The 24,970-nt window shown below is 33.8% G+C and carries 27 protein-coding genes; 19 read left to right on the top strand and 8 right to left on the bottom strand.

Annotated elements, in window-relative coordinates:
* The 9 genes from ACXJH6_RS02895 (at position 1) to ACXJH6_RS02855 (ending at position 7,432) form a co-directional block, all read left to right on the top strand.
* On the top strand, positions 1-339 hold the full coding sequence (locus tag ACXJH6_RS02895; RefSeq protein ID WP_456470266.1) for a hypothetical protein: 339 nt from the start codon (positions 1-3) through the stop codon (positions 337-339).
* A complete protein-coding gene (locus tag ACXJH6_RS02890) occupies positions 336-1,016 on the top strand; it encodes an RNA polymerase sigma factor FliA (RefSeq protein WP_456470265.1) in 681 nt (226 codons plus the stop codon). The genes ACXJH6_RS02895 and ACXJH6_RS02890 overlap by 4 nt, the downstream gene beginning before the upstream one ends.
* The gene (gene fliM / locus ACXJH6_RS02885) at positions 1,009-2,088 is read left to right on the top strand and encodes a flagellar motor switch protein FliM (protein WP_456470264.1); all 1,080 of its coding nucleotides are present in this window, start codon (positions 1,009-1,011) and stop codon (positions 2,086-2,088) included. The genes ACXJH6_RS02890 and fliM overlap by 8 nt, the downstream gene beginning before the upstream one ends.
* Positions 2,081-2,896 (top strand): flagellar motor switch protein FliY, encoded by an 816-nt coding sequence (gene fliY, locus ACXJH6_RS02880; protein WP_456470263.1) that lies wholly within the window; start codon positions 2,081-2,083, stop codon positions 2,894-2,896. Before fliM ends, fliY begins: the two co-directional genes overlap by 8 nt.
* 45 nt (positions 2,897-2,941) lie before the next feature.
* On the top strand, positions 2,942-4,210 hold the full coding sequence (locus ACXJH6_RS02875) for a (Fe-S)-binding protein (RefSeq protein WP_456470262.1): 1,269 nt from the start codon (positions 2,942-2,944) through the stop codon (positions 4,208-4,210).
* Positions 4,203-5,024 carry a prolipoprotein diacylglyceryl transferase gene (gene lgt / locus ACXJH6_RS02870; RefSeq protein ID WP_456470261.1) on the top strand — a complete coding sequence of 274 codons (822 nt, stop codon included), beginning with the start codon at positions 4,203-4,205 and terminating at the stop codon, positions 5,022-5,024. The genes ACXJH6_RS02875 and lgt overlap by 8 nt, the downstream gene beginning before the upstream one ends.
* Positions 5,012-6,247 (top strand): protoporphyrinogen oxidase, encoded by a 1,236-nt coding sequence (gene hemG, locus ACXJH6_RS02865; protein ID WP_456470260.1) that lies wholly within the window; start codon positions 5,012-5,014, stop codon positions 6,245-6,247. Before lgt ends, hemG begins: the two co-directional genes overlap by 13 nt.
* 16 nt (positions 6,248-6,263) lie before the next feature.
* Positions 6,264-6,956 (top strand): cytochrome c biogenesis CcdA family protein, encoded by a 693-nt coding sequence (locus ACXJH6_RS02860; protein WP_456470259.1) that lies wholly within the window; start codon positions 6,264-6,266, stop codon positions 6,954-6,956.
* A gap of 239 nt (positions 6,957-7,195) precedes the next feature.
* Positions 7,196-7,432 (top strand): c-type cytochrome, encoded by a 237-nt coding sequence (locus ACXJH6_RS02855; protein ID WP_456470258.1) that lies wholly within the window; start codon positions 7,196-7,198, stop codon positions 7,430-7,432.
* A gap of 95 nt (positions 7,433-7,527) precedes the next feature.
* Here ACXJH6_RS02855 and ACXJH6_RS02850 read toward each other — a convergent pair whose 3' ends face one another.
* From ACXJH6_RS02850 to napA, 8 genes are all read right to left on the bottom strand, one after another.
* Positions 7,528-9,060: a multiheme c-type cytochrome gene (locus tag ACXJH6_RS02850; RefSeq protein WP_456470257.1), complete on the bottom strand. Its 1,533-nt coding sequence runs from the start codon at positions 9,058-9,060 to the stop codon at positions 7,528-7,530.
* A gap of 93 nt (positions 9,061-9,153) precedes the next feature.
* Positions 9,154-9,498 carry a chaperone NapD gene (locus tag ACXJH6_RS02845; protein ID WP_456470256.1) on the bottom strand — a complete coding sequence of 115 codons (345 nt, stop codon included), beginning with the start codon at positions 9,496-9,498 and terminating at the stop codon, positions 9,154-9,156.
* Positions 9,499-9,507: 9 nt separating this feature from the next.
* Positions 9,508-10,461 (bottom strand): WD40 repeat domain-containing protein, encoded by a 954-nt coding sequence (locus ACXJH6_RS02840; RefSeq protein WP_456470255.1) that lies wholly within the window; start codon positions 10,459-10,461, stop codon positions 9,508-9,510.
* A gap of 9 nt (positions 10,462-10,470) precedes the next feature.
* Entirely contained in the window at positions 10,471-10,947 is a 477-nt protein-coding gene (locus tag ACXJH6_RS02835) for a 4Fe-4S dicluster domain-containing protein (protein WP_456470254.1), read from the bottom strand.
* A complete protein-coding gene (locus ACXJH6_RS02830) occupies positions 10,941-11,438 on the bottom strand; it encodes a nitrate reductase cytochrome c-type subunit (protein WP_456470253.1) in 498 nt (165 codons plus the stop codon). The genes ACXJH6_RS02835 and ACXJH6_RS02830 overlap by 7 nt, the downstream gene beginning before the upstream one ends.
* Positions 11,416-12,267: a quinol dehydrogenase ferredoxin subunit NapH gene (napH, locus tag ACXJH6_RS02825; protein WP_456470252.1), complete on the bottom strand. Its 852-nt coding sequence runs from the start codon at positions 12,265-12,267 to the stop codon at positions 11,416-11,418. Before napH ends, ACXJH6_RS02830 begins: the two co-directional genes overlap by 23 nt.
* Positions 12,255-13,076 carry a ferredoxin-type protein NapG gene (gene napG, locus ACXJH6_RS02820; RefSeq protein ID WP_456470251.1) on the bottom strand — a complete coding sequence of 274 codons (822 nt, stop codon included), beginning with the start codon at positions 13,074-13,076 and terminating at the stop codon, positions 12,255-12,257. The genes napH and napG overlap by 13 nt, the downstream gene beginning before the upstream one ends.
* A gap of 8 nt (positions 13,077-13,084) precedes the next feature.
* The gene (gene napA / locus ACXJH6_RS02815; RefSeq protein WP_456470250.1) at positions 13,085-15,901 is read right to left on the bottom strand and encodes a nitrate reductase catalytic subunit NapA; all 2,817 of its coding nucleotides are present in this window, start codon (positions 15,899-15,901) and stop codon (positions 13,085-13,087) included.
* 142 nt (positions 15,902-16,043) lie between these two features.
* Between napA and modA the strand changes: the two genes are divergently transcribed.
* The 10 genes from modA (at position 16,044) to ACXJH6_RS02765 (ending at position 24,968) form a co-directional block, all read left to right on the top strand.
* Positions 16,044-16,760: a molybdate ABC transporter substrate-binding protein gene (gene modA / locus ACXJH6_RS02810; RefSeq protein ID WP_456470249.1), complete on the top strand. Its 717-nt coding sequence runs from the start codon at positions 16,044-16,046 to the stop codon at positions 16,758-16,760.
* Complete coding sequence (locus ACXJH6_RS02805; protein WP_456470248.1) at positions 16,753-17,127, top strand: hypothetical protein; 375 nt, start codon at positions 16,753-16,755, stop codon at positions 17,125-17,127. Before modA ends, ACXJH6_RS02805 begins: the two co-directional genes overlap by 8 nt.
* A complete protein-coding gene (modB, locus tag ACXJH6_RS02800; protein ID WP_456470247.1) occupies positions 17,124-17,801 on the top strand; it encodes a molybdate ABC transporter permease subunit in 678 nt (225 codons plus the stop codon). The genes ACXJH6_RS02805 and modB overlap by 4 nt, the downstream gene beginning before the upstream one ends.
* Positions 17,788-18,651: an ATP-binding cassette domain-containing protein gene (locus tag ACXJH6_RS02795; protein WP_456470246.1), complete on the top strand. Its 864-nt coding sequence runs from the start codon at positions 17,788-17,790 to the stop codon at positions 18,649-18,651. Before modB ends, ACXJH6_RS02795 begins: the two co-directional genes overlap by 14 nt.
* Entirely contained in the window at positions 18,648-19,295 is a 648-nt protein-coding gene (locus ACXJH6_RS02790) for a response regulator transcription factor (RefSeq protein ID WP_456470245.1), read from the top strand. The genes ACXJH6_RS02795 and ACXJH6_RS02790 overlap by 4 nt, the downstream gene beginning before the upstream one ends.
* Complete coding sequence (locus tag ACXJH6_RS02785) at positions 19,282-20,892, top strand: sensor histidine kinase (RefSeq protein WP_456470244.1); 1,611 nt, start codon at positions 19,282-19,284, stop codon at positions 20,890-20,892. Before ACXJH6_RS02790 ends, ACXJH6_RS02785 begins: the two co-directional genes overlap by 14 nt.
* A gap of 59 nt (positions 20,893-20,951) precedes the next feature.
* Positions 20,952-21,509, top strand: a complete 558-nt coding sequence (locus tag ACXJH6_RS02780; RefSeq protein ID WP_456470243.1) for a cytochrome c3 family protein — start codon at positions 20,952-20,954, stop codon at positions 21,507-21,509.
* An 83-nt stretch (positions 21,510-21,592) separates the two neighbouring features.
* A complete protein-coding gene (locus ACXJH6_RS02775; RefSeq protein WP_456470242.1) occupies positions 21,593-22,012 on the top strand; it encodes a thioredoxin family protein in 420 nt (139 codons plus the stop codon).
* Positions 22,009-24,501 carry a cytochrome c biogenesis protein gene (locus ACXJH6_RS02770; protein ID WP_456470241.1) on the top strand — a complete coding sequence of 831 codons (2,493 nt, stop codon included), beginning with the start codon at positions 22,009-22,011 and terminating at the stop codon, positions 24,499-24,501. Before ACXJH6_RS02775 ends, ACXJH6_RS02770 begins: the two co-directional genes overlap by 4 nt.
* A complete protein-coding gene (locus tag ACXJH6_RS02765; protein WP_456470240.1) occupies positions 24,498-24,968 on the top strand; it encodes a PhnA domain-containing protein in 471 nt (156 codons plus the stop codon). The genes ACXJH6_RS02770 and ACXJH6_RS02765 overlap by 4 nt, the downstream gene beginning before the upstream one ends.
* Positions 24,969-24,970 lie beyond the last annotated feature (2 nt).

Genomic DNA, 24,970 nt, shown 5'->3' with positions numbered 1-24,970 from the left:
ATGAGAGGAGAAAATTTTATCTATTTTTCTACGGTCAGCGGATTTTTTATAGGTATTATTTTTGCTATAATAAAAGACCTTGACGTTGAGTCTTTTTTATTTGCCGTAATTGTTACTACGATGATTTTTTATCTTGTGGCGTTGGCTAGTGTAGCTTTTTATGTAAAATACGTGGATATTAAAAAGATAGTTTTTTTTGATAAAAAAGAGATAGACTCCGTACTTGACGCTCAGATAAAAGATTTGGAAAAAGCGGAAGATTTTATTTATGAAAGTTACGAATTTATTAAAAAAGTAGAACAAGAAGAGATAGAATATTTTAGAAAGAATAAACAATGACCAGTAATCCTTATATGGAGAATCTAAAATCTTACCGTGATTCATTGGCGATTGACTATATGCCGGCCGTAAAGGCTATGGCCGCAAAACTTAAAGAGAGGCTTCCAAGCAGTGTTGATTTTAACGATTTAGTCTCAATAGGATATGAGGAACTTGTAAAACTCTCTCACAGGTATGACCCGCGCAAAAACGATAATTTTTGGGGGTATGCCCAAAAAAGAATTTACGGGGCTATGCTTGATTTTTTAAGAAGTCTTGATACTGTTAGCAGGGGTGATAGAAAACTTATAAAGCAGGTGGATAAAATCGTTGAGGAATATCTCTCCAAATATAATGTTGAACCCACTGATGAAGAGATAGCCGAATTGTTGGAAATAGATGTTGAAAAGGTTAAAAAGGCAAGAACGGCCGGGGATATCTATTCGGTTATGCCAATAGAAGACCAGCTTAAGTATTTTGAAAATATTTCAAAAAAAATAGAAGAAGAGGAACTTATCGATATAATAAAAAATATTTTAAAAAAACTTAGCGAAAAAGAACAACTCATTATCCAGCTTTACTATTTTGAGGAGCTTTCTTTAAAAGAAATAGCTCAAATACTAGGGGTTACCGAAAGCAGGGTTTCTCAGATTCACAAAAAAGTAATTCAAAAAATAAGGAAGAAGCTAAATGGCTGATATTCTCTCCCAGGAAGAAATTGACGCGCTGCTTGAAGTTGTCGAAGAGGAGGACATAGCTCCCGACGAACTTGAAAAAGTCCCTGATATATTAGACCAGCGGCAGGTTACGCTTTATGATTTTAAAAGACCAAACAGGGTTTCAAAAGAGCAGTTAAGAAGTATACGAGCAATTCATGATAAAATGGCAAGAAATCTTGCAAGCGATATTTCTTCCCTTATGAGAAGTATTGTTGAAATCCAGCTTCACTCCGTAGACCAGATGACTTACGGTGAATTTTTAATGAGTTTGCCAAGTCCTACGTCGTTTAACGTTTTTTCTCTAAAACCCCTTGATGGAAAAGGTGTTATAGAAATAAACCCGAGTATCGTTTTTCCTATGATAGACAGGCTTTTAGGAGGTCCCGGACTTCCTTTTGATACCAACAGGGAATTTACGGATATAGAACTTAATTTGCTTGACCAGATTTTAAGGGTTATTACCCAGAATATGAAGGAGGTATGGTCTCCGATTATGGAACTTTATCCGGTGGTTGAAGCTAAGGAGTCTTCTCCAAACGTCGTTCAGATTGTTGCTCAAAACGAAATTGTAATTATGATTGTAATGGAAATAATTATCGGTCAGACAAGCGGTATGATGAATATATGTTATCCGGTAATTACTATAGAGTCTTTATTACCGAAACTAGCAAGCCGTGATTTAATGTTTAGTGAAACCAGCAGCAGAAAAAGTAGAAATAAAGAGTTAAGAGCCCTTCTTAGAGGGGCGAGAGTCGATATAGAAGCTGTTTTAGGATATGCCGATTTGAATATGAAAGAGATTTTGGATTTACAAGAAGGTGATATAATAAAACTTAACCGTCCGGCAGACGATACGGTTGTTGTAAAAGTTGACGGAAGAGAAAAATTTATAGCGGAATTTGGAGTTAGAAGATACAGAAGAGCAATTAAGATAAAAGAAATTCTAAAAACCGAACATGATGAAGTTAAAGAAATTTTAGAAAAACTTGAACAGAAAAGAAAAGAAAAATTAGAGCAGATAACAGGAGAGGGAACTAAACCTCATGAATGAATTTGTTGATATCTTATTAAACGAAATAAAAACCACCGTAGAGAGCCTGATAGGGATAACACCTGATATAAGTCTTCTTAATTTTTCAAAAGATACCGGTCCAACTACGCCTCCGTATGTTAAAGTAACCGCAAAAGCTTCTCCTAAAGGGGAAATCGTTTTTGTAATTCCTCCTGAATTTGCAACCGTTGTTGTCGATTTAATGCTCGGAGGGGAGGGAGAAGCTAAAAGCGAAGTAAACGAAGACGACCTTGATGCTATAAAAGAGCTGGTATCTAATATTTTAGGAGCTCTTGCCACCACCCTTGAAGCTCAAAGCGATTTTGAAAATATAAAATTTGAAATAACCGATATCAGTTTTGTTCAGACAAGCGAAGATTTTTCTTCTTATGCCACCGTTATAAATATAGAATGTAAAGTTAAAGATGTTTTTAAAGTATGCCAGATATTTTTGGATGAGCCTCTTTTTAGACTTATAGCTAAAGAAGAGGAAAAACACGAAGAAACTAAAAGTGCGGTGCCCAAATCTGCGTTAAGCGATGAGGCAAAACATCTTGAAATGCTTATGGATGTCAAACTTCAAGTAAGGGTTAGAATAGGAAGCAAAACTATGCTTTTAAAAGATGTGATTTCCATGGATATAGGAAGTATCGTAGAACTTAATCAGTTGGCAAACGAACCTTTGGATATTTTAATAGAGGATAAAAAAATAGGAGAGGGTGAGGTTGTAATAGTCGACGGGAACTTCGGTATTCAAATTACTTCGATAGGAAGTAAAGCCGATAGATTAAAATCAATGAAAGGTTGACAATTACTAAGCTATTTGATAAATTGGCATTCAAAAAGGCTTGCCGTGTTTAAATTCAGTGAAATTAGCGATATGTGCATAAAGTGCGGTAAATGTATTCCGGGTTGTACCATTCATAGGATAAATCCCGATGAAGCTACATCTACAAGGGGTTTTTTAGATATTTTAAAAGCCGTTGAAGAAGGAGAAATAGAGATAGATAAGACCTTTAAAGATACGGTTGAATCCTGTTTTTTATGTAATCAGTGCGTTGAGGTATGTCCGAATTCCCTTCCTACCGATTTTATGATAGAAAACGCCAGGAAAAAGGTTGCCGATAAATACGGAATTGCATGGTTTAAAAGGGCTTTTTTCTTTTTGTTAAGGCACAGATGGGCGTATGATTTGGTTAGTAAACTTGGGTTTTATTTTCAGACATGCGGATTTAAAATTGAAGAGGAAAAAAAATCCATCAGAAGCAGATTTAACCTTCCTATGCTTCATAAGGGAAGACTGCTTCCCGCTTTTAGAAAAAAAACGTTTCTTAAAAAATACCCCGAAAAAATAAAAACTGAAAATCCTCAAAAAAAAGTTGCTATTTTTATAGGATGTCTTGCCAATTACAATTATACGGAAGTCGGGGACGCACTTGTTAAAATACTTAGATTTTTAAATATTGATATTTCAATACCAAAAAAACAGGCCTGCTGCGGGGCTCCCGCTTATTTTACCGGGGATTTTGACACGACAGAATATTTAATTAAAAAAAATATAGAATATTTTGAAACGTTTATCGATGAGGTGGATGCTATTTTAATTCCCGAAGCTACTTGTATGGCTATGATAAAAAAAGATTGGGAAGAGTATATTAAGCATTATATGAATGAGGATTGGCTTAAAAGATATAAGAAAATTCAAAACAAAGTTTTTGGAACAACTGAGTGGCTTTATAAATACACAGACCTTGAAAAAAGACTTGAAAATAAAAGAAAAAACGTTAAAGTTACTTATCATGACGCGTGTCATATGGGTAAAGTGTTTAATATTAGAAAAGAACCGAGATATCTTGTAAATAAAGTAGCCGTTATAAACGAAATGGAAAATCCTGATGTATGTTGCGGATTTGGAGGAATTACTATTCAAAGCGAAAAGTTTGAGCTTGCCAGAAAAGAGGGTCTTATTAAAGCGGAAATGATAAAAAAAGTCGATGCCGATATTGTAAGTGCTGAATGTAGTGCATGTAGAATGCAGATAACCGAACATCTTGATAAAGTAGGAGATAAAAAGCTTTTTAAACATCCTCTTGAAATTATAGCAGAGGCTATTGATGAATAATTTTTTAAACTTGTGGCAGCATATCTACGAACATTTTAATCCGGTTGCTTTTTCCCTTTTTGGTTTTCAGGTTCACTGGTATGCTTTAATGTATATTACCGCTTTGGTGTTAGGCTATTTTCTTGGTGTTAAATTCGGAGAAAAACTGGGGTTTGAGAGAAAAATTATAGATGAATATTTTATTTGGGCGGAAATAGGAATAATTTTAGGAGCGAGAATCGGTTATTTTATATTTTATGTTCCCGATAACGGATACTATTTTACTCATCCATGGGAGATGTTTAATCCTTTTATAAACGGAAAATTTGTAGGAATTAGGGGTATGAGTTATCATGGAGCCGTTATAGGTTTTATTATTGCCACTCTTTTATTTTGGAAAATAAAAAAAGTGGATTTGTGGAAACTTGTCGATGTGGTGGCTTTAGCCGTGCCTCTTGCTTATACGTTTGGGCGAATAGGAAATTTTTTAAACCAGGAGCTTTACGGAAGGGCTACAGATGTTGTATGGGGAATTTACGTCAACGGGGTTTTGAGACATCCAAGCCAGCTTTATGAAGCGTTTTTTGAAGGAGTGTTCAGTTTTGTTATAATATATTTGTGGTATAAAAAATTGTATAAGTGTAAAGGGGAGCTTATAGGTCTTTATTTGTTGCTTTACGGTAGTTTTAGGACTCTTTGTGAGCAGTGGAGAGAACCCGACCCGCAGCTTGGATTTATAATAGACCATTTAACAATGGGGCAAATTCTAAGTTCTTTGATGATAATAGGAGGAATGGGAATTATCTATTTTAGGAGGAAATTATGCAAAAATTAGCGATTATAGGCGGAGGGATTAGCGGGCTTGCTTTGGCTTATTATCTTCAAAATGATTATGAAATAACTGTTTTTGAAAAAGAAAAATGGGGAGGAAAGGCTTATACTCAAAAAGTTGACAAATATCTCTTAGAAGAGGGGGTTAACGGGTTTTTAAGCAATTCTCCGGCTACGTTAGAGCTTTGCGAAAAAATAGGGTTAAATCCTATAAAAGCCAATGAAAACAGCAAAATCAGATATATTTACGATGATAAGCTTATAGAGATACCTTTAAAGCCTTTAGATTTTTTAAAAAGCGATATTTTGAGTTTTTGGGGAAAACTGAGAGTTGCTATAGAATTTTTTGTAGAGCCTGTATGCGACAGGGAAGAGACGGTTGAAGAGTTTGCAACAAGAAGGCTTGGGAAGGAATTTACAAAAAGAATGATGACTCCAATGCTTGCCGGAATATATGCTTCAACTCCTAAGAAGACTTCTATGAACGCCGCTTTTCCAAAACTAAAAAAAATAGAATGCGAATACGGAAGTTTGTTTAAAGGAATGATAAAATTAAAAAGAGGGGGACAGCCAAGCGGAGAACTTCACTCTTTTGAATGGGGAATGAGTCAGTTTATTGAAGCATTAAAAGAAAAAACAAAAGCCAAATTTATTGAAAAAGAAATAAACGAAATAGACGAACTTAACGATTTTGACAAGGTCGTTATAGCAACTCCTTCTTTTGAAGCCGCTAAAATTTTAAGGAAATATGAAAAACTTTCAACTCTTTTAAATAAAATCGAATATAATCCCGTGGCGATAGTTGGATTTGATTATGATGAAATTAAGCCTGTAAGTTTTGGGATTTTAAGCGTAAAGGAAAAATCGCTTGGGATTTTAATGGATAAATATATTTTTCCAAACAGAAATGCAATAAGAGTTATGGTAGGCGGGGCTAGATATCCTGAAATTAAAGATATGAGCGAAGAAGAAATTATAGAGATTGCTAAAAATGACGTAGAAAAAATTACGGGAGCTAAGAATCCTAAATTTACATGGATAAAGGTTCACAAACAAGCGATTCCTAATTATTCTTTGGGGCATCAAAAACTGGTAAAAGAGATATTTGAAGAAGCTAAAAAAGCGGGAATTTATTTGCATGGTAATGCTTATAAAGGAGTCAGTTTTAATGATTGTATAAAAAATTCTCTTTTTCTTTCAGAAGAACTTAAAAACTTGGTAAAATAATCAAAAAGGATATTTAATGCTTGAAAATTTAACATATTCTCTTTTTGATTATTTTGATAAAATGCCTTATGTTGTAAGTTATACAGCGGGGCTTCTTAGTTTTTTGTCTCCTTGTGTTTTGCCTCTTGTGCCTATTTATTTTTTTTATATTACGGGTATTAGCGCAAAAGAGATAAAAGAAAAAAAACTTTCAAAAGAAGAAAAAATAAAAATATTCTTAAACTCCCTTATGTTTATAGCAGGTTTTTCAGTTGTTTTTATTTTAATAGGAGCGGCAACCGCTAATTTAATAGGCAATATATTTGCCAATAAATGGTTTAATATAATAGCTGGCCTTATAATCATATTATTTGGAATTCATTTGGGAGGATTTTATAGATTTAAATTTTTACAATTTGAAAAAAGACTTCAGCTTCAAAATACAGGAGCTTTTTTACTTGGTTTTTCTTTTGCTTTTGGATGGACCCCGTGTATCGGTCCGATTTTTGGAACAATTGTCGGAATGGCGGCAAGCGAACCTGCTAAAAGTGTTTTGATGATGGTTTTATACACTTTCGGACTTGCTACGCCTTTTATATTAATGGCTGTTTTTACCGTATGGAGTTTAAATTTAATAGAAAAACTGAAACAGTATATTGGAATTATTGAAAAAATAAGCGGGATTTTATTAATAGCCGTAGGGGTTTATATGATTTATAAAGTTATATAGTTTTATAATAAAAAGCTTGTAAAAAATTGCAATTAATAAAATTTGGTATAATAAGCATCAAACTTAGGAACTGACTAAATACGCTCAACAAGAGAGCAAATTTTTAAACATGTCCTAAAAGCTAAAAAGTGCAAACCGCTACGCTTTAGGTGCACTTTTTTAACGCTTTTATTACATTAAAATTTACAATTGTTTTACTTTATTTAGTCAGTGCCCAAACTTATGTTAAAGGAGAGTTTATGAAAAAATTATTAGTATTAGGAACTTTTATTGTAGCTGGGTTTGCGTATTCAAACTGTGCTATGTGTCATAACGGAGGTATGGCTAAAAAGCTTGATAGTATGACTTCTGCTGAGATTGTTAAAAAAATGAAAGAATATAAGGCAGGTCAAGGTAACCCTATGATGGTGAATATTGCAAAAGGTATGAGTGATAAAGAAATAGAAGAAGCTGCTAAAAAGTTTGGTAAAAAATAAATTTATGGGAAGTTTTTAACTTCCTTCTTTGTTTTTTTAAATAAAGAGTCAGTCACTTTTCTTGTTGAATAAAAAAGCCCAAAAGGGCTTGAAGATTATTCGTGAGTAACAACAGGCATTGGAACTTCGTTTGCCAATGCTTTTTTAGGGTCTCCGTATTTTTTAAGCATTTTCATTCTGTAATCATAAATGTCTTTCATTTCTCTGATATCTTGCATTACTTGGAATACACCATGCCAGTGAGCGTAATCCGGGCTTCCCATTGCTGCACCATGTCTGAATCTTCTACCTTCATGATGCCATAGATAGTAATATAGTTTGAAGAACGGATCGCTCCATACGTCTGATTTGATTAAACCTTTCTTTTTAAGGTCAGCCATCATTTTGTTTGCAAATGATTTATATTGATTGTAAATTTTTACAGCTGCGTCAACTCTTTGGAAAAAGTTGTTTGTAAATGTCGCTTGGTGACAAGCCATACAAACTTTTTTCATATCAGCTCTTGCAGCTTCTGGTCCGTTAGGGTTACCTGCTTTGGCGTTACCTCTTATTACAGTGTTGGCGTTGATTTTTCCTCCACCTTTCCAGAATGCCCATCCGGCTGTTTCATGTCCACCAGTTCTTAAGAAACTGTCCGGTGCCCAAAGGTTCCATTTAAGTCTAAGTGATACGTTGTGAGTAGCTTTTAGACCATTGATTCCACTCATATGACAAGTAAAACATGTACCAGCTCTTAGAGTTTTGCCTGGAATTTGTTCACCAGTTTCGAAGTTGTAATCTTCTTCGTTTGTTTCGAAAATATGTCCATGAACACTTGATTCGAACACTTCTTTCATTGGATGGTCAGGACCTAAGTGACAGTTGTTACAGCTCATAGGATGTCTTGCTTCAGCTGCGCTGAATTTATGTCTGCTGTGACAGCTTAAGCAGTTTGATACCCCACCGTCTGGATAAAGCGCTGCAATACCGTCGTTTGGCCAAGTTGTTGCGTCAGGTCTACCTTGAGAATCTAATTTAATTGTAGTACCGTGACATTGGATACAAATATTAGCTACGTTCAAATCAGCAGTTCTTGGATTTTTTTCATTTGCCTGGAATACAGGACCGTCAGTTCTGATTCCTTTTTCCATAGTTTTACCGTCAACTAGGTAAGATTTGTTAGCACCTTTTAAGCTTTCATAATGGTATGAAAGTTTTGTCATTAGGTAACCGTGTTTGTTTTTAGGAGTTGCCAGCCATTGAGCCGCACCTCTACTGTGTCCAGAATTCATATATTCTGTTACTTCTTTTGCGTGACATTTAGCACAAGTTACGGAAGATACCGCGATTTGAACTGTCCAGTTGCTTCCTTGCATTGGGTGAGCTTTGAAAGCAGTTGGGTAATCTTTAGGAACTACGTGACATTCCACACATCCTACACCAGCTTTTGCGTGTTTAGAATGTTGCCAGTCAGCAACAATTCCAGGGTCAGTTGTTTTGTGACACATTAAACATTGATCGTTACTTACACCTTGTGGGTGGAAGTTTTTAAGTTTTTGATAGTTTGGGTTTGAATCTAAGCTGTTTGCTGCAAACGCTAAACTTCCGATTGCTGCAACGCTTAGTCCTGCACTAAGTACTTTCTTCATTTCTACTCCTTTTTGTTTAGGACTTTTAGCTCCCTAAATTGTACAAAAAAAAAGTGTTAGAAAAGTGCTTATGAAGAAAAAAGGGGGAAAATTTTAATATTTTCCTTTAAGAGAACCGAAATATTTAACTTCTTCGGCTTTTTTATCTGTATTGAGCTCTTCTACCGTAGCGTTTAAATCGATTTCTTCTTTCATTTTTTCAAGTTCTTCTTCGCAATAGCTCATATGCATATCAGCACTAATAATATAAGGCATCTGTTCTATTTGAGTTAGTTTTTCAATTTCCTCTTCAACGTTTTCACCTTCTATCGTAATAATTATTACGCCTTTTTGTTTATCTCCGAAATGAACGTCGCAAAGAGGTGATTCTTGAAGATTTAACCAAACTGCGTCGTAATGTTCAGGCTTTGTTTTTACTATAATACTCGAAATATTCATGTGACTCCTTTATTTGATTTTCCATATAATTATTTCTGCCGGTGAAAAACTTAAAATTTCTTTTTCATTTAAATATTTCATTCCGTTTAAAGCCATGGTGTGGCCTTTTAGAAGTAATTTAGGTTTATTAAATATAGAATAAACCATAATATCGTTTGCCTCGTCATATTGAATTGCAAAAGCGTCCAATGTTGGAGAGAGTGCGGTTGCGTAAGGTAAAAATTTTGCTTTTAGTCTGTTTTTTGCATATCCGCTATTTATATCATAAATTCCGACTCTCATATCACTGCTTCCGTTTATTACAAGATTTTTAATAAAATCCAAACTAAGAGTTTTATCTTTATTGAATCCTTTTATTTCTTTTAATTTTTTCCCGTTAATTACATCTATTATTTTAACGGCTCCGCTTTCGTCTCCTACAGCGGCTTTTGTTTTTGTTTCGTTTAATGCATAAGTGGAAAATACATAATTTCCTGCTTGGATTTTATATAGCCATTTTTTTGATTTTAAATCATAAAGGGCCATTTCATCGCTTAATAAGGCGAAAAATATTTGTGAATTGTTAATAAATCTTGCTTTCATTAATGTCTGTTTTGTAGTAAATAAGTGAGATAATTTATGATTTTTTAAATCGAATAAGAAGAATTCTCTAACAGCGTTTTCCCCTTCGGCAAGAATTAAAAGTGTTTTGTTATCAGGGGAAATATCAAGGGAGTAAATAGGCATAGCTATTAAATCTCCCATAAAATCATGTATTTTAGGTAAAGAAAACTTATAAATATCTTTTAATGTTTTAAAATCTCTTATTACAATTTCTCCATTTTCAAGACCGGCTATTATATATGTGTTATTGTATGTAATTTTTGATATGTAATAAGTATATTTTATAGTCTTGAAAGGAGTCAGCGTTTGATATGCAAAAACCATTATACTTATAATAACTATTAAAAAAATCTTTTTCATTAAAACTCCTTATAAAATTTTAATTTCTATAGCGTTGTTTGGACATACGCTTATACAAAAACCACAGCCTGTACATTTTTCCAAATCTATCGCAGGGTTAAATGTCCCATTATATATTATAGCAGATTCTTCACATATATCCTGACAGGAAAAACAGATTGTTTGATTCCATGCAAGACATTTTGACGGATTAATAATCATTTGAGCGTCTAATTTATTTTTTTTATTTTTTATCGACAATACTTCGTAAGGACAGGCTAAGGCGCATTCGTCACAAAAAGTACATCCGTTTTGTCCAAATTTAATTATAGGAAAATTTTCTTCTATATAAATAATTTTTTCCTTGCATGCATTCAAACAATCTTTTGTTTCACATTCTATACATTTTATAAAAGATTCTTTTGAAGAATAATATGGGGGAAATAAGAAAGACTTAAAAGGAGAGGAAACTCTCCTAAAAAAATTTCTTTTTGATTTGTCTACCAATTTTTTAGGCTTTCAAATTTGTTTTCCACAACAGGGTTTACTTTTGCCTGAGGAGTGTGACAAGTTGTACAGAAATATCTGCTTCCTGCAACTTTTGGAGCTTTTTTGTTTCCTCCGAAATTGTCAACAAAATGGTCTGCCGGCATAGGCGTAACTCCTAAAGCCTTGGCTGTTGAAGGCATATGGCAGTTTAGGCACATATTTTTGCCTACTTTAATAGGAACCATACCTTTTACGCTGTGAGGAATCATAGGAGGTGCGTCTGAAAAAGATTTTTTAAACGGTTTTACTTTTCCAGGAATAGGAGCTGGCGCATGATATTCCACTACAGGCAGATTCTCACTTCCAGCATTTAAATCTGTTTTTCTAACTCCAGTAATTTCTACTGTTTTATTTGAGACTTTATTATTTTGAGTCTGAGATTGTGTAGTACATCCGGCAAATACTAATACTGCCGCTGCTATTGAATTAACTATTAGCAGTTTTTTCATGATTTTCTCCTTTTTTTTGTTTTATTAAATATCTTAGAGTGAATTTTAAAGCGTTATCGTTGCATACCTCAATACATCTTCCGCAGTTAGTACATTCAATTCCGGAAATGTAATCGCTTTTTTTATGAATTACAGGAGAGAGAACCTGATTCTCAGGACATACGATTAAACACTCTCCGCAATTTGTACAGTTATCTTTTTCATGATAAACCCTTACGATGCTTTTTGAGCCTATAATGCTGTACATAGCTCCAACCGGGCATATATGCCCGCACCATCCGTTTTTAAGTACAAAAGCGTCAAAAAGAAAAATTACCAAAAGCCATACCCATCCAAATCCAAGCGTAAAGGCTATACCTCTTGTAAATATTCCGATTGGGCTTATGAATTCAAATGCCGCCGCTCCTACAAGCGTTGAAACTACAAGCATAATTACTAAAAAGAAATATCTGAATTTTTTTATTTTTTGTGCACTGATTAAATTATCTTTTTCATGATGCGTTTTTCTTCTAACCCATGCCGCTAAATCAGTTATCATATTAACCGGGCATACCCAGCTGCAATAAGCTCTTCCTCCTATTAATCCGTAAAAAAAGAGTATGATTAAAACGCCTATAATCAGGTCGGTACTGATAACTGCTCCTGCAAACGCCATTTGAAGTACCGCAAAAGGGTCGGCTAACGGTATAGTGTCAAAAAGTTTGGAAAAGCTTAAGTTTCCGGCTAATATTTTCCATCCGTAATAATTTGCCGTAAAATATAAAAATAATATTGAAATTTGGGTTATACGTCTTAGGATGAGATATCTGTTTTTAATTATTGATCCCATGTTACACCTTGGTTAAGATTTTCAACAGCACTTTTTTTGCTTCTTCCCGTTACGGTAGTTGTTTTGGTAGAAGCTTTTTGAACTCTTTGTTCATCTTTTTTATCCCATCCTTTAACGTACCTATCACCCGCTTTTCCTAAAAATACTTCTCTTGGGAATATTTTTATAGCCGCTTTTTCCGTAACGCAAGCCATTTCACACATTCCGCAACCTGTACAAAACTCTTCATGTACAACAGGGATACGATAAGCGTGTTTTCCCGTTCTTTCGTTTTTTTTCCATTCTATGGTAATTGCTTTGTCCATTTCAGGACATGCCCTATAACAAGCGGTACATTGCAAGCCCCAAAAAGCTATGCAGCTGCTTGGGTCTATTACCGCGACGCCCATTTTAGCGTAGTCAATTGCTACTTCCCCTTTATCATTTTTACACATATCAGGAGTAAGAGCGCCTGTTGGACAGGCGTACATACAAGGTATGTCGTCACACATAAAACAAGGTCCGGTTCGTGCAATAAAATAAGGAGTCCCTATAGGAACTTTATCTCCAGGGGCTCCTAGTTTTAAAGTAATTATTTCATTTCCGTCTATAATTACTTTATTATCTCTGTTTTTGCATGCTTCAACGCATAACCCGCATCTGATGCAGGTTTTTAAAAAGTCTTCCTCTTTTAACGCTCCTGGAGGGCGAAGAGTCAAAGGTTTATCTTTATTCTCTTCGACAAACCCCGCAACCACACTGCCGGCTGCTATTGCAGCAGCCGAAACCTGAGCCATTGAAGTAATAAATGAGCGTCTTTTTGTATCCATTAAAATCCTTACGCTTTATAAATTTTAACTGCCGCTTTTTTGTAATCTGTTTCTTTACTCATTGGACATGTCGCGTCTAAACATACTTTGTTGATGAGTACTTTTTCATCAAACCATGGAACGAATACCAATCCTCTTGGAGGTTTGTTTCTTCCTCTTGTTTCTACTCTTGCTTTTACTTTTCCTCTTCTACTTTCTATTACTACTAAATCAAATCTGTTTAGACCTAACTCTTTAGCGTCTTTAGGGTTCATATAACATAAAGCTTCAGGCATTGCTCTGTAAAGCTCAGGTACTCTCATAGTCATAGTACCGCTATGCCAATGTTCAAGCACTCTTCCTGTACATAGCCAGAAATTGTATCCTTTTGTATCATATTTAGGGTCTTCAGGGTGAACCATAAACGGTCTCCAGAAGATTTTCGCTTTATTTTTAAGGTTAATTTTACCTTTGCTAGCAATAGGACCTTTTAAGTCACCTCTTTTAATTGTTTTTAGTAACGGTCCGTAGAATGCAAATTTTTCACCAGGTTTTGCATGTTTTCTTGCATATGGGTCGTATTCTACGTTAAATCTCCATTTTGTTTCTTTTCCGTTGACTACAGGCCATCTAAGTCCTCTTACTTTATGGTATGTATCAAAATCAGCTAAGTCGTGTGCATGTCCTAGACCAAATTTTCTATATTCTTCCCAAAGAGCTTTATGTACGAAGAATCCGTATCCTTTGAACGGTTTACCATCTTCTCCTATAATTTCTCTACCGTCTCCTTCAGCTTCAGTGTTTTTATGCATTTTTCCTGTTTGAGGATTTTTGGCAATTGGATCTGGCCATGGGAAGTTTTTATGATATTCAGGTCTGTTGTATAGAACATCAAACAGTGTCATTTCAGGGTCGTATCCCATAGCTTTTGCTTTATCAAGTACGTTTGGAAGTTTTGCCTGAGGCCATTCTTTCCAAACTTCTTTTAATTTAAATCTTTTTGAAAATTCCATCATTGTCCAAAGGTCCGGCATTGCTTCACCCGGAGGTGTTACTTGTTGTCTCCAGTGCTGAGTTCTTCTCTCAGCGTTTCCGTAAGCTCCCCATTTTTCATAAATCATAGCTACAGGTAAAATTAAGTCTGCAACTCTTGCAGATACTCCAGGATATGCTTCATTAACAACAATGAAATTATCCATAGTTCTTGCTGCTTTTAACCAGTGATTTGCATTAGCGGTATTTTGCCATGGGTTGTTTACGTGTACCCATACCCATTTGATTTTACCGTCTTCAATGTCTCTCATGATTTTTACAAAGTGGCTTCCAACTTTTGGATTTAGTGTACCTTCAGGTAATTTCCACATTTTTTCGGTAATTTTTCTGTGTTTAGGATTTGCTACAAGCATATCTGCCGGAAGTCTGTGTGCGAATGTACCAACTTCTCTTGCCGTACCACATGCACTTGGCTGTCCTGTAAGTGAGAATGCACCGCTTCCAGGAAGTGACTGTTTTCCAAGCAATAGGTGAATCATATAAATTTGTTCGTTAACCCAGCTTCCTCTAACATGCTGGTTGAATCCCATGGTCCAGAAAGATACTACTTTTCTATTTGGGTCACAGTAAAGGTCTGCTAGTTTTTGAAGTTTTCTTTTGAAACTATCAAGTGATTCGTCTGGGTCACCTTTAGCTACTTTAGCTACATAATCAAGAGTATAAGGTTCAACTCCTTTTTTGAAATCTTCAAAGCTTATTTCCCAATGCCAGAAAGGTTTTTTACCGGCTGCATGTTTCATTTCCATTTCATCGCCGGCTTTCCATTTTCCAATTGGTGATAAAGCTACAGCTTCTTCGTCCGTTACTTTTTTTACTACTTGTTTAACAACGGTATCTTTTTCTTTTTCCGTTACGTTAGGATTATTAGGGTTTCTCATACCGTATCCGGTATCGGCATGTCCTGTCGCAAAGATAGTATGTTTTTTAACAAAATCCCAATTTACGGCATTTCTTTTGATAATTTCTCTTGCTATGTAGTTCATAATAGCAAGGTCTGCGTTAGGTCTGAAAATGATTTCCATATCCGCAAGGTTAGAACATCTGTTTCTGTATGTTGATAAGTTTACTACATAATATTTATCAGGGTTGTTAAGTTTTGCATCTGATACTCTTGACCAAAGAATAGGATGCATTTCCGCCATATTAGCACCCCAGGTGATTACCGTATCTGTAATTTCGATATCGTCATAACATCCTGCAGGTTCGTCAATACCGAATGTCTGATAAAAACCTACAACTGCACTTGCCATACAGTGTCTTGCATTTGGGTCGATGTTGTTACTTCTCCATCCGGCCTTTATTAATTTTACGGCTGCGTATCCTTCTTGGATTGTATATTGTCCAGAACCGAATATCGCAACTCCTGTAGGTCCTAGTTCGTTATAATATTTTTTAAATTGTTTTTCCATTTCATCAAACGCTCTTTTCCAAGAAACAGGTCTGAATTTTCCGTTTTTGTCAAATTCACCTTTATCGTTCATTCTTAGAAGCGGTTGAGTAAGTCTGTCAGCACCGTACATAATTTTTGCGTTGAAGTAACCTTTAATACAGTTAATACCTCTGTTTACTGGACTTTCAGGGTCACCTTTTACCGCTACGATTTTATCGTCTTTTACCGCTACCATAATACCGCATCCGGTACCACAGAAACGACATACGGCTTTATCCCATTGCCAACCGGCTTGAGATTCTTTTGCTGCAGCTTCAGCTTCTTGTGGAATGGTTATTCCAGCTGCGCTTGCAGCTGCTACTGCTGCTGTTGTTTTTAAAAATTCTCTTCTGTTCATTGACATATGCTCTCCTTTTTGAGATTTTACGCTTTTTTTACGTAATAATGATACTACTTTTCTGGAGTTTTGTGGTAAAATTTTTAAAAATTTTATAAAAAAAAGCACTTTATTGGCACTTTTTAATTTTATTTTAAGGATTTTTTATATGAAAAAAATACTCTTTATATCTTTTTTAGCCATATTTTCATTAGCCGATGTATATGTGGCGGCTGCTTCTAATATAAATTACGCTTTACCTGAGCTTATAAAAGAATTTAATAAAAAATATCCTGAAATAAATATTAAAACGGTTTTGGCAAGCAGCGGGAAACTAAGCGCTCAAATAATTCACGGGGCCCCTTATGATATTTTTTTAGCTGCTAATATGAAATATCCTAAATTTTTATATAAAAAAGGTTTTGCAAAAACAAAACCCAAAGTTTATGCAAAAGGCGCTATAATTCTTTTTAGTATAAAAATAAAAAATCTGGATTTAAAAAAATTAAAAAGCGTTAATCAAATAGCTGTTGCTAATCCAAAGACGGCCCCTTATGGAGAAGCTGCTCTTGAAGCTTTTAAAAATGCCGGTATTGATAAATGTATTAAAAATAAATTGATATATGCCGAAACGGTAAGCAGTGTAATCCCTTACGTTTATCATTCCGCTGATGTGGGGGTTATAGCAAAATCATTAATTTATTCAAAAAAATTAAGGAATAAAAGATTCTATTATAAGGATATACCGTATAATTTATATACTCCCATTAATCAGGGAGTGGTATTGTTAAAAGATAATGAAGAGGCAAAAAAATTTTATAGGTTTATCTTTTCTGAAGAGGCAAAAAAAATCTTAAAAAAATATGGATATATCGTAAATGAATAAAATCAGAGCATATTTAGAAAATATTCATTCTTTAAAACACCTTAATTTACTTGAATTTAAAATAGAAAAGTATATACTTAATGTAGTGGTGTTAGAAATGAATATAGATTTAAAAACAGGGGATGAGGTTTTTTTAGGTATAAAACCTACGAAGCTTTTTATTTCCGGTAAAATATGCGATTTTGAAAATGTTTTGCCTGTAAAAATAAAAAATATTCAAAAAGGCGAAATACTTTCAAATGTGTTATGTGAAATTTCATTACAGCAGATAGAAGTTATTATGTTGAGCAAAAACGTGAATTTTGAAAAAGAGGGGTATTTACTGTTTAAATCAACCGACGTATATATTATAGGAAAAGTTAAATGATAGATTTTACCCCTTTTATTTTGTCGTTTAAACTGGCTTTTTTTGTAACATTGATTTTGCTTGTTGTCGGTATTCCTTTTGCATGGTGGCTGTCTCGTTTGAAATCCGGCATAAAACCTCTAATAGAATCCATTACGGCCCTTCCTATAGTATTGCCGCCTTCGGTACTGGGATTTTATCTTTTAGTTTTTTTATCCCCTGATTCTTTTTTTGGAAAAATCATTTACGATATTTTTAATATTAAACTTGTTTTTACATTTGAAGGATTGGTAATTGCGAGTTGTATTTATTCTTTTCCTTTTATGATTCAGCCTATTCAAAGCGGTTTTGAGAGTCTTAACAAAAATATAATAGAAGCTTCTTACGTAAGCGGCAAAGGTTTTTTGACAACGCTTTTTAGGGTAATTCTTCCAAATATAAAAACTTCTCTTTTAACTGCGATTATTATTACTTTTGCTCATACTATAGGAGAATTTGGAGTAGTATTGATGGTGGGAGGAGCTATACCTGGGAAAACGGAAGTTGCAAGTGTGGCGATTTATGATTTTGTTGAAACTCTTGATTATAAAAATGCCCATATATACAGTGCCATTATGCTTTTAATAAGTTTTACGGTATTACTTGCGGTTTATTATATAAATTACAGGATAAAGAAAAAACATGGTATCGGTTAATATTACAAAAACACTTCACGGTTCTAAAGGAAAGATGGAGCTTAATTGTGATTTTGAAATTTCTAAAGGGGATTTTTTAGCCGTTTTCGGGCCTAGCGGTAGCGGTAAGACTACTCTTTTGAGAGTTATAGCCGGTTTGGAAAAATCAAAAGGAGAAATTGTAGTCGATAAAAAAGTTTGGCAAAACGATAAAATTTTTTTAAAACCTCAAAAAAGAGAAATAGGGTTTGTTTTTCAGGATTTTGCTCTTTTTCCTAATATGACGGTACTTGAAAATCTTTTGTATGTAAATAACGATAAAAAATTTGCTTTAAAACTGCTTAAAATGGGGGAAATTTTGGAATTAAAAGACAGATTCCCTTTAATGCTCAGCGGTGGTCAAAAACAAAGAGTCGCTTTAATAAGGGCTATTATGAGGAAGCCTAAACTGCTTTTAATGGATGAGCCTTTTTCGGCTCTTGATGTTTCTATGAGGGAAAAACTTCAAAATGAAATTTATATGTTTCATAGGGAGTTTGGACTAACTACCATTATGGTGTCTCATTCCCCGGGCGAAATTTATAAACTGGCCAATAAAGTTTTAGAAATAGACCATGGAAAAATTATAAATTTCGGGGATGTTTCAAAAATTCTATTAAAAACAAATACAAGCGAAAAATTTTCAATAGAAGGAACTATTCTTGATATAATAAAAACAGATGTAATTTATATTGCAGTAGTCGAAATAGCTTCTAGAATAGTTGAAATAGTCCTTTCTCAAAAGGAGGCTTTAAATTTTAAAACCGGAGATAAAATTATAATATCGACTAAAGCTTTTCATCCGAATATAAAATTAAAGGAAAAAGTATGAAAATTTTACTTGTTGAAGACGATGAATTTATAGGTGAGAGTATAAAAGATTATTTTGAACTTCAGGGAAATCGTGTAGATTATTATTCTTCTCCTAAAAAGGCTTTAGAAGAGATATATCCTAATAATTATGATATTTTTTTAATAGATATTAATATGCCCGGTATGAACGGATATGAATTTTATGAGGAGCTTAAAAATTATGCCGGGGAAGTGCCGGTAATATTTATTACCGCTTATTCTGATATAGAACATGTGGAAAAAGCGTTTGAGTTAGGTGCGGCGGATTATATTAAAAAGCCTTTTGATTTAAAAGAGCTTGAGCTTCGTGTTAAGAGACTGGTTTTTAAAAAAACCAACTGGATAAAAATAAGTGACAATTATAAATTTGACTTAAGTAAACTAAAACTTTTTTATAAGGATAAAGAAGTTGATTTAACCCAGAACGAAAAATATTTTTTGGAAATTTTAGTAAAAAACATAGGGCAGGTAGTTGATAACGAAACATTAAAAGATTATGTATGGGACGGAAAGGATATATGTAACAACACCATAAGAACCCATGTGAAAAAGCTTAGAAGCAAGTTGGAAGAAAATTTTATTAAAAACGTTAGGGGAAGCGGATATAAAATTGAGAAACAGTAACGATTTTAAATTTGATATTACTATAGCTTTTGTGATTTTTGCCTTTTTAATAGTCGTAAGTGTTACTTATACGGCTATTTATATTTTTACAAATTTAACAACACAGGAATTTAAAGAAAAAGTTAAACTTTCGGCAAACAGTTTTTATTATATCTATAACCAAAAAGAAAATTCCATAAAAAACAGCGTCAGGGCTTTGGCTTCTAATGATATTTTTAACGTAAAATTCAATGTAAATCCGGAAATAATAAAATCGGTGTTTAAAACAATGCTTCTTGCTAATTATTCTATAAAAGAAATAAATTATTATAATCCTTACGGAAAGCTTGAGGTAGGATGTGAAAAATTTAATAAAAATGTTATCTGTTATTCGGATAACAGAAGAATGCTTAACACCAAAAACTTTAAATTTGACAAGCTTTTTATAAGAAGAAATTTTGTAAAAGACGCTATAGAGTTTATAGCCATATCTCCAATCATAAATACAAAAAAGGGTTTTATAGAAGTTAAGTCCTTAATTCATTTAGACTATCCTTCCGATTTATTTAACATTATTTTAGTGGATAAAAAAGGTATTATTCATTTTATGTCTTCTTCTTATTCAAGACCGGTTAATAGTATATATGATATTTTTAATTATTTTTTAGGGGATAAAATATTAAAAACAAAAGAAGGTTTTGTTACCGACGATATTTATGTAAAAGAGTTTTCTTCTGATTTTAAAATTATTTTTATTCAAAATAAAAGCGTAATAAGCAAAACCAATAGAGTTTCTCAGAAAATGGCTTTTATTATGCTTATAATTTCTATTTTTGTGGCTATTCCCCTTGGAATGTTTTTTTCAAAACCTTTTTATAAATTTTATGAAGAGCTTGATAAAAGAGTAAAAGAAGAAATAGAAAAAAGACAGCAAAAAGAACAGCTTTTAATGCATCAGAGCAAACTTGCTGCCCTTGGTGAAATGCTTGGGAATATAGCCCATCAGTGGAGACATCCTTTAACTAGGCTTTCCTTGCTTATTCAAAATCTTGAAATGGCTTTTAAAATGAATAAACTCGATGATAAAAGGTTTAACCAGTTTAAAGAAAACGCTATGCTTCAGATAAATTATATGTCAAATACGATAGATGATTTTATTAACTTTTTTAAAAAAGATACAAAAAAAGTAGAGTTTTACCCAAACGAAATAGTAGAAGACGCTATAAAACTTATAGAAGGAAGAATCAAACAAAACGGAGTGGAAATTATCAGGGAAATAGGTTCTGCTAAATCTGTTTACGGATATAAAACGGAATTTTCTCAAGTTATACTTAATATTTTAAATAATGCTATTGATGTTTTAACAGAAAGAAACATAAAGGATAAAAAGATATGGATAAGAATAAACGGTAGTAAATTAGAGATAGAAGATAATGCAGGAGGAATACCTGAAGAGATAAAAGATAAAATATTTGAACCTTATTTTACCACTAAATTTCAGTCTCAAGGAACGGGAATAGGACTTTATATGAGTAGAGTCATAATAACTCAGCATTTTAACGGCAAATTGTATGTTTATAATTCAAAAAACGGGGCTGTATTTGTAATAGAAGTGTAAAAAAGCACTTTATAAGCACTTAATTTGTTTATAATCCTCCTAAAAAAAAAGGTTTGAGAATGAAAAAATCTACTCTTGGAGCGTTAATAGTAGGAGCTGTTGTAGGGCTTGGTATTTCTTATGTTGCAGCTGTTATGGTGGATATTACGGGACAGCCTAAATTTTGTGCCAACTGTCATACGATGAAACCTATGATTGAAAGTTTTCATTACAGTGTGCACGGAGGAAATAACCCTCAAGGATTTGCCGTTCATCACTGTACGGACTGTCATCTTCCGCACAACTCTTTAATCGGGTATTTGTTTGCAAAAGGGTTAAGTGGGGCAAGAGATGCAATGGCTCAGTTTGGTGTTATTAAAATGGTTGATTTTAAAGAAAATTTCTGGGAAATGAAACATTATGTGTATGACAGTGCTTGTCTTAGCTGTCACCATGGAATAAAAGAGCCTGAAAAAGCAATCGGACTTGCAGATAATGTAAAAGAATTGCATCAAAAATATTATTGGGATGCTAAAAATTCAGGAAAAGATATCAGCTGTGTAAATTGTCACAACGACTATACTATGAGTCATTTTGCTCATCCTAACTTGTTGGAAACCCTTAATACTGCGGAATAATTTTCAATTTTCTTCTTTTTTTCTCCTTAATATATATTTAATGTAAAATTTTTGTTACAATACCTCAAAAAAAAGGTGTTGAAATGAAAAAAGTGCTGCTTTTATTGGTAGGTATTTTTCTGTTTGCTTTTGAATGGAGCGGAAAAGTAAATTGGGCGATGAGTTATGATTTGGCAAAGTCGATTGCCGCTAAAGAAAATAAACTGGTAATGGTGGATATTGCTCTAACAAACTGTCCTCCATGCAGGTATTTAGCGACTAAAGTTTACACGGATGATAAAGTTGCGAATTATATAAACAGTAATTTCGTACCGGTGTTTTATCTAGCGGACCAAGATAATATCCCTGCGGAGGTTCGAAACTATTTTACAGGTTCTACTCCGACGATTCTTTTCATAAAACCAAACGGAGAGCTTGTTTATTCTTTTATAGGTGCAAGACCTCCTAGTGCTTTTTTAAAAATTTTACAGGATGTTAACAGTAAATATAAGGTTTCTAAATGAAAGAGGTGTTAAAAAGAATTTATAAAATTTTCTTTTCGCTTGAAGTTGCGGTTGTGCTTTCTTTGTTGTTTATAGCCGGTCAGATGTATGCTACCTTAGGATTTGGTACAATGCAGGAAGCGTGGAAATATGTTTATGAAACAAAATGGTTTGAAGCTATTATGTGGCTTCTTGGCATTAATCTTATTGGAGTTATGTTTAAATACAAAACCTATAAAAAACCACCTGTTTTTATTTTGCATCTTTCCGTCATAATTATTTTAATAGGAGCGGCTGTTACAAGATATTTCGGATACGAGGGAACTCTTCATTTAAGAAACGGAGAAACCAAATCGGTAATTATGATAGAAAAAAGCAAGGCAAATCCTGCAGACGTTTATCCGAAAGAACTCGGCTTTAAAGTAAAACTTGATAAGTTTGTAATGAGAAAATATCCGGGAAGTATGCAGCCAAGTTCTTATGACAGTTATGTTACCGTTATAGATGAAAAAAATAATAAAAAATTTCAGTATCATATTTATATGAACCATATTTTGGTTTATGGAGGATATAGATTTTATCAGGCAAGTTACGATATGGACGAACAGGGCAGTATTCTTTCGGTAAATCATGACCCTGGTATGTGGATTACTTATTTTGGCTATCTTTTACTTGCGATAGGATTTTTATGGAGTATGATTTATAAAAAGAGCAGATTTATGTTAACGGTTAAAAAATTAAAACAAAGCGGGCTGTTTGCTTTTTTCATGGTTATGTTTTTAGGTTACGGTGCGAATTTATATGCTTTTGATTTAAAAGAGTATGCTCAAAAATCAAAAGCCGTTGCCGATGAGTGGAGCAGGGTGCTGGTTCAAAAAAGCGGTAGGGTTGAGCCTATGGATACCCTTGATTTGGATATAGTCCATAAGCTTACTTTAAAATCAAAAATGCATGGTCTTGATTACAATCAAATAGTTGCCGGAATGGTGGCCTATCCTAATGAATTTCAAAAAATTCCTCTTATTTATGTAGGACATCCGGCAATAAGAAAACTTCTTGGAATTAATGGAAAATACGCTCCTTATAACGCTTTTTTCTTTCCAAACGGGGATTTTAAGTTTTCAAAAGAGATTGATACGGCATTTAAAACACCTGATAAAGACAGAACCATTTTGCAAAGAGAATGGATAAAAATTAATGAAAGAGTGTATGTAGCATTTGAGGTTTATACGGCTAAAATATTTAAAATTTTTCCTACCCCTAATGCAAAAAGTATGAATTACAGATGGTTTAGTATAGATGATATTCAACAAGCCATTAAAATGGGAATGATGAACCCTATTGACGCTCAGTTTTATTTTAATCTTTTTAGGGATTTGGCTTTTGGAGTAAAAAATTATGACGTGAAACTGGAACGCGAAACCCGTCTTAAAATATATGAACTTCAAAAAAGTTATTCAGCTGAAATATTACCTAGCCCTAGCCGAATAAAATGGGAAATTACTTATAACAGAATGCAGATATTTCCTAAACTTATAGGAATATATACGACTATCGGTCTTCTTGCTATAGTTTTAGGGTTTATTGAGATTTTAAAAGAGAAAAGATTTAGAAAACTTGAGATTTCTTTAGTCATTATTGGATGGCTTGCCATTTTAATTCATACGGCAAATATGCTTCTTAGATGGTATGTCGCAGGGCATGCTCCTTGGTCTGATGCGTATGAATCTATTATATTTATTGCATGGGGTGCTGCTTTTGCAAGTGTATTGTTTTTTAGACGTTCAATGCTTGCCCTTGGTGCCGGGTTGTTTGTTGCGGGTATGTTTATGATGGTGGCTCATTTAAACAATATTAATCCTCAAATTACCAATCTGGTGCCGGTTTTAAAAAGTTACTGGCTGCTTATTCATGTTGCCGTAATTACTTCAAGTTACGGATTTTTAAGTGTTGGGGCGATGTTGGGGCTGCTTAATTTAATTTTGTTTGCTTTAAGAAAATACAGACCTCTTGACAATCAGATAAAACAGCTTAATAATATTATTTATATAGCTCTTTATATCGGTTTGGCCCTTCTTAGTATCGGTACGTTTCTTGGAGGTGTTTGGGCAAATGAAAGCTGGGGTAGATATTGGTCTTGGGACCCTAAAGAGACTTGGAGTCTTATTTCTATGGTAGTTTATGCCCTTGTTATTCATACTAAGATGATTCCTAAAATGAGAGGGGAGTTTATTTTTTCTTTATTGGCGTTTTTATCGTTTTTCTTTATTTTATTTACTTATTTTGGAGTCAATTTCTATATTGCTCAGGGACTTCACAGTTACGGACAGGGAGTTGCCGACGGTTACGGATGGGTAAATATTTTATTTGCCGGAATGGGGGCATGGTTTGGAGTGTTTATTTTTGGAATTGGAAGTGCCATTATGCAAAAAATTTCAAAACCGGTTGAGCTTGTTACCGATAACGATAAAAACGATTATCATCCGGAGTTTAAAAAGGAGAAAAAATGATTTGTGATTTATGCGGTAGTAATAAAAATGTAAGTGTTTTTAAAGTGGAGCCTAAAGATGAATATGTAAATTTATGTGAAGTTTGCAAAAGTCAAATTGAAAGCGGAAATCTTGACGAAAATCATTTTCAGTGTCTAAATGATTCTATGTGGAGCGAAAAAAGCGCTGTTAAGGTTTTAACTTACAGACTTTTAAAAAAGCTCGGACGGGCAGACTTAATGGATATGATGTATCTTGAACCTGAAGAATTGGCATGGGCTCAGGCTGAAGCCGAAGAAAAGTTTGATAGTGTAGGCAATAAATTAAACAACGGCGATAACATTATGGTTATAAAAGATTTGCCTGTAAAAGGCGGAGATACTATAAAAAGAGGAACGGTATTTAAAAATATACGCTTAGGGGATACCCCGGGGCATATTTTGGCTAAAAATATTTATATAAAAACGGAGTTCATAAAAAAGGTTTAGTA

The organism is Caminibacter sp., assembly GCF_053999135.1.
The sequence above is the reverse complement of the archived record's forward strand: the minus strand, read 5'-3'. Positions and strand labels throughout refer to the sequence as shown.

Bases quoted from the DNA above. Each gene is read 5' to 3' on its own strand.
- ACXJH6_RS02775 (WP_456470242.1), top strand. From the start codon at position 21,593: ATGAAAAAAGTGCTGCTTTTATTGGTAGGTATTTTTCTGTTTGCTTTT.
- ACXJH6_RS02890 (WP_456470265.1), top strand. From the start codon at position 336: ATGACCAGTAATCCTTATATGGAGAATCTAAAATCTTACCGTGATTCA.
- ACXJH6_RS02895 (WP_456470266.1), top strand. From the start codon at position 1: ATGAGAGGAGAAAATTTTATCTATTTTTCTACGGTCAGCGGATTTTTT.
- napG (WP_456470251.1), bottom strand. From the start codon at position 13,076: ATGGATACAAAAAGACGCTCATTTATTACTTCAATGGCTCAGGTTTCG.
- modB (WP_456470247.1), top strand. From the start codon at position 17,124: ATGATAGATTTTACCCCTTTTATTTTGTCGTTTAAACTGGCTTTTTTT.
- napH (WP_456470252.1), bottom strand. From the start codon at position 12,267: ATGGGATCAATAATTAAAAACAGATATCTCATCCTAAGACGTATAACC.
- lgt (WP_456470261.1), top strand. From the start codon at position 4,203: ATGAATAATTTTTTAAACTTGTGGCAGCATATCTACGAACATTTTAAT.
- ACXJH6_RS02790 (WP_456470245.1), top strand. From the start codon at position 18,648: ATGAAAATTTTACTTGTTGAAGACGATGAATTTATAGGTGAGAGTATA.
- ACXJH6_RS02845 (WP_456470256.1), bottom strand. From the start codon at position 9,498: ATGAATATTTCGAGTATTATAGTAAAAACAAAGCCTGAACATTACGAC.
- ACXJH6_RS02830 (WP_456470253.1), bottom strand. From the start codon at position 11,438: ATGAAAAAACTGCTAATAGTTAATTCAATAGCAGCGGCAGTATTAGTA.
- ACXJH6_RS02795 (WP_456470246.1), top strand. From the start codon at position 17,788: ATGGTATCGGTTAATATTACAAAAACACTTCACGGTTCTAAAGGAAAG.
- ACXJH6_RS02765 (WP_456470240.1), top strand. From the start codon at position 24,498: ATGATTTGTGATTTATGCGGTAGTAATAAAAATGTAAGTGTTTTTAAA.
- ACXJH6_RS02850 (WP_456470257.1), bottom strand. From the start codon at position 9,060: ATGAAGAAAGTACTTAGTGCAGGACTAAGCGTTGCAGCAATCGGAAGT.
- fliY (WP_456470263.1), top strand. From the start codon at position 2,081: ATGAATGAATTTGTTGATATCTTATTAAACGAAATAAAAACCACCGTA.
- ACXJH6_RS02855 (WP_456470258.1), top strand. From the start codon at position 7,196: ATGAAAAAATTATTAGTATTAGGAACTTTTATTGTAGCTGGGTTTGCG.
- fliM (WP_456470264.1), top strand. From the start codon at position 1,009: ATGGCTGATATTCTCTCCCAGGAAGAAATTGACGCGCTGCTTGAAGTT.
- ACXJH6_RS02770 (WP_456470241.1), top strand. From the start codon at position 22,009: ATGAAAGAGGTGTTAAAAAGAATTTATAAAATTTTCTTTTCGCTTGAA.
- ACXJH6_RS02780 (WP_456470243.1), top strand. From the start codon at position 20,952: ATGAAAAAATCTACTCTTGGAGCGTTAATAGTAGGAGCTGTTGTAGGG.
- modA (WP_456470249.1), top strand. From the start codon at position 16,044: ATGAAAAAAATACTCTTTATATCTTTTTTAGCCATATTTTCATTAGCC.
- ACXJH6_RS02860 (WP_456470259.1), top strand. From the start codon at position 6,264: ATGCTTGAAAATTTAACATATTCTCTTTTTGATTATTTTGATAAAATG.
- ACXJH6_RS02840 (WP_456470255.1), bottom strand. From the start codon at position 10,461: ATGAAAAAGATTTTTTTAATAGTTATTATAAGTATAATGGTTTTTGCA.
- ACXJH6_RS02805 (WP_456470248.1), top strand. From the start codon at position 16,753: ATGAATAAAATCAGAGCATATTTAGAAAATATTCATTCTTTAAAACAC.
- napA (WP_456470250.1), bottom strand. From the start codon at position 15,901: ATGTCAATGAACAGAAGAGAATTTTTAAAAACAACAGCAGCAGTAGCA.
- hemG (WP_456470260.1), top strand. From the start codon at position 5,012: ATGCAAAAATTAGCGATTATAGGCGGAGGGATTAGCGGGCTTGCTTTG.